Raw genomic sequence first — 2,286 nt, 5'->3', positions numbered from 1 at the left:
TTTTCTACTACATACTGTTAGCTCCCTTATCGGCACGGCTCTCAGCTTTACAATTCCAAGCTCATTGCGCATCTCGTGGGCGGTCTATTTAATTGTCGTTCAATACCAGGCACAAGGAAGTTGGGCACTGCTATGACGACATGAGCGAATTACTAGCTGGGAATCACCAATCCAGAAGGCAGCATGGCAATTGTCTCAAGTTTGCCAGCATCTACCACAGCGACCAATTTCTCTATGGGATAGTGAGTACGGTTGTGCGCCCTTTGTCTTAAAGACTGCCAACATTGCAGCAGATAAGTTGATGCGCCTACGCTCAAATCTGAGCTTGTGGAGCGCACCGCCGCCCTACTGTGGCAAAGGCAGACCCCGAATTCATGGTGACAAATTTAAATTGAATGACTCTTCCACCTGGTCGGAGCCACTAGCAAGATTAGAGGTTGACGAGCCTCAACTAGGACGAGTGAAAATTTGCCTATGGCAGGATTTGCATTTTCGTAAAGCGGCAGGACATCCAATGTCATTGCTCAGGGTAGAACGCTTAAACCAACGTACTCCAAAAGCAATAAAACCAATGTGGTTAGCTTGGGTTGGGGAGCAGATACTGCCTTTGTCAGAAGTTTGGCGGTTATATCTGCGCCGCTTTGCTGTTGACCATTGGTATCGCTTTGCCAAACAACGCCTACACTGGACTTTACCCAAGCTCAGCACTCCGAAACAATGTGAGCGCTGGAGTGATTTGATGCCATTCATGACATGGGAACTATGGTTAGCACGTGATATCGTAGCTGATAAACCTCTACCCTGGCAGAGTTCCACCACTAAATTAACTCCAGGGCGCGTTGCCCAAGCTATGGGTGGAGTTTTAGCAGTGATTAGCACTCCTACCTCTCCACCAAAACCACGCGGAAAGTCCTTAGGCTGGATACCAGGACAACCTCGCTTGAGTAAAACTCGTTATCCTGTCGTCAAAAAAAGTGTGAGTAGACCAAAGCAATCAGTGCCTAAGTCTACTTAACTCTTCAAAGCATCACTTTTTTAGTGTTAACTCATCTACTCAGCAGTGCTGAGTCTTTTTGCTGTGGAATAGTCTAAGTTCCAGTTAGGTTTTAAATCCTTCCATACAGCAATCAGGACAATTATTGGTTATGAAACTTTCAATCAAATTAGAAAAGGACAAATTTTAGGAATAGAAAAAGGAGACATTCGATCTCAGATAGAATTCGTGTCTCAAATTTTTGGAGTTGCTGCGTAATCCGTATTGAATGGAATGGATCTTTTGTCCTTAAAATGTTTTTGCAACAGAACCACAGAGGTTCCGAAAAACCGCCTCGGCTTTAGCGATTTTCGATTCGATCCCCATCGCGTCATTCGTCGCCAGCTACTATTCATGGATATAAATCCTAAATCCGCTTGTGTGACGAACGTATCTTTCAGTTTCCAAGTGGCGCGAACTTGTCTAGCTGCTGAAGGCATTCAACCTCAACGAACTGGGAAAGGCTGGCGACTGGGCAATGTCATTTTTAGGCAACTAGAACCTAATACTGGTGGCTACCGTCAGTTAGATGCACTCGGCTACCAAATCTTACTCAACTACCGCGCTGCCGATCCAGTTGCCCAGCAAGTGACTCTTGACGAGATCTTAAGCGGTTCGCTTGATGCACAACTACCATTATTAGTCAAGAAACGGATCGTTCTGATTGGCACTACAGCCAAAAGCTTTAAAGATTATTTTCCCACACCCTACAGTAGCGATAACGAGTCTGAGGAACTACCTGGAGTCGCGATCCACGCTCACATGACCAGTCAAATCCTGAGTACGGTTTTGGACGATCGCCCCTTGCTGTGGTGGTTACCACTGTAGGCTGAAAATCTTTGGGTTTGGGGCTGGGCGCTAGTAGGAGGCGTACTAGGCTGGCAATGGCGATCGCCCCTACATCTAGGGTTAGCGACTGCTATTGCCCTTAGTATCCTGTCTGGACTCTGTTTTGTCCTCTTGCTGCAAGGCGGCTGGCTACCACTGGTTCCGGCTGCAATCGCAAGCGCGCTCGCCACTTTAGTGACTTATAAAGTTACCCAGATCGTACATAAGCCTTAAAATTGTTGTGCATCGAAATGTCTAAGAAATTACTTCAACTACCAATCGCGAGCGCAATTGCTTTTACTTGGGAATTTATGAGTTACTCAAGTTACCCCAGGCAAGTTTTAGCGCAGTCAGAAAGACCAATCAATAGCATTTCTACATTGAAGCAAGCGCAGCAGCAAGAACCCGACTTTTCTGGTTACGGC

Annotated in this window: 1 protein-coding gene and 1 pseudogene; both read left to right on the top strand. The window is 46.3% G+C overall.

The window, feature by feature from the left end; translation table 11 throughout:
• Positions 1-106 precede the first annotated feature (106 nt).
• Positions 107-1,015 (top strand): annotated as a pseudogene (locus tag DSM107010_RS37510) (NF041680 family putative transposase); the annotation flags it as partial.
• A 252-nt stretch (positions 1,016-1,267) separates the two neighbouring features.
• Positions 1,268-1,861 carry a CHASE2 domain-containing protein gene (locus DSM107010_RS37505; RefSeq protein ID WP_106169232.1) on the top strand — a complete coding sequence of 198 codons (594 nt, stop codon included), beginning with the start codon at positions 1,268-1,270 and terminating at the stop codon, positions 1,859-1,861.
• Positions 1,862-2,286: the final 425 nt, after the last annotated feature.

Source organism: Chroococcidiopsis cubana SAG 39.79, assembly GCF_003991895.1.
GTDB lineage: Bacteria > Cyanobacteriota > Cyanobacteriia > Cyanobacteriales > Chroococcidiopsidaceae > Chroococcidiopsis > Chroococcidiopsis thermalis.
Note: the sequence above shows the minus strand (reverse complement) of the source record. Positions and strands in the feature narration are given on the sequence as shown.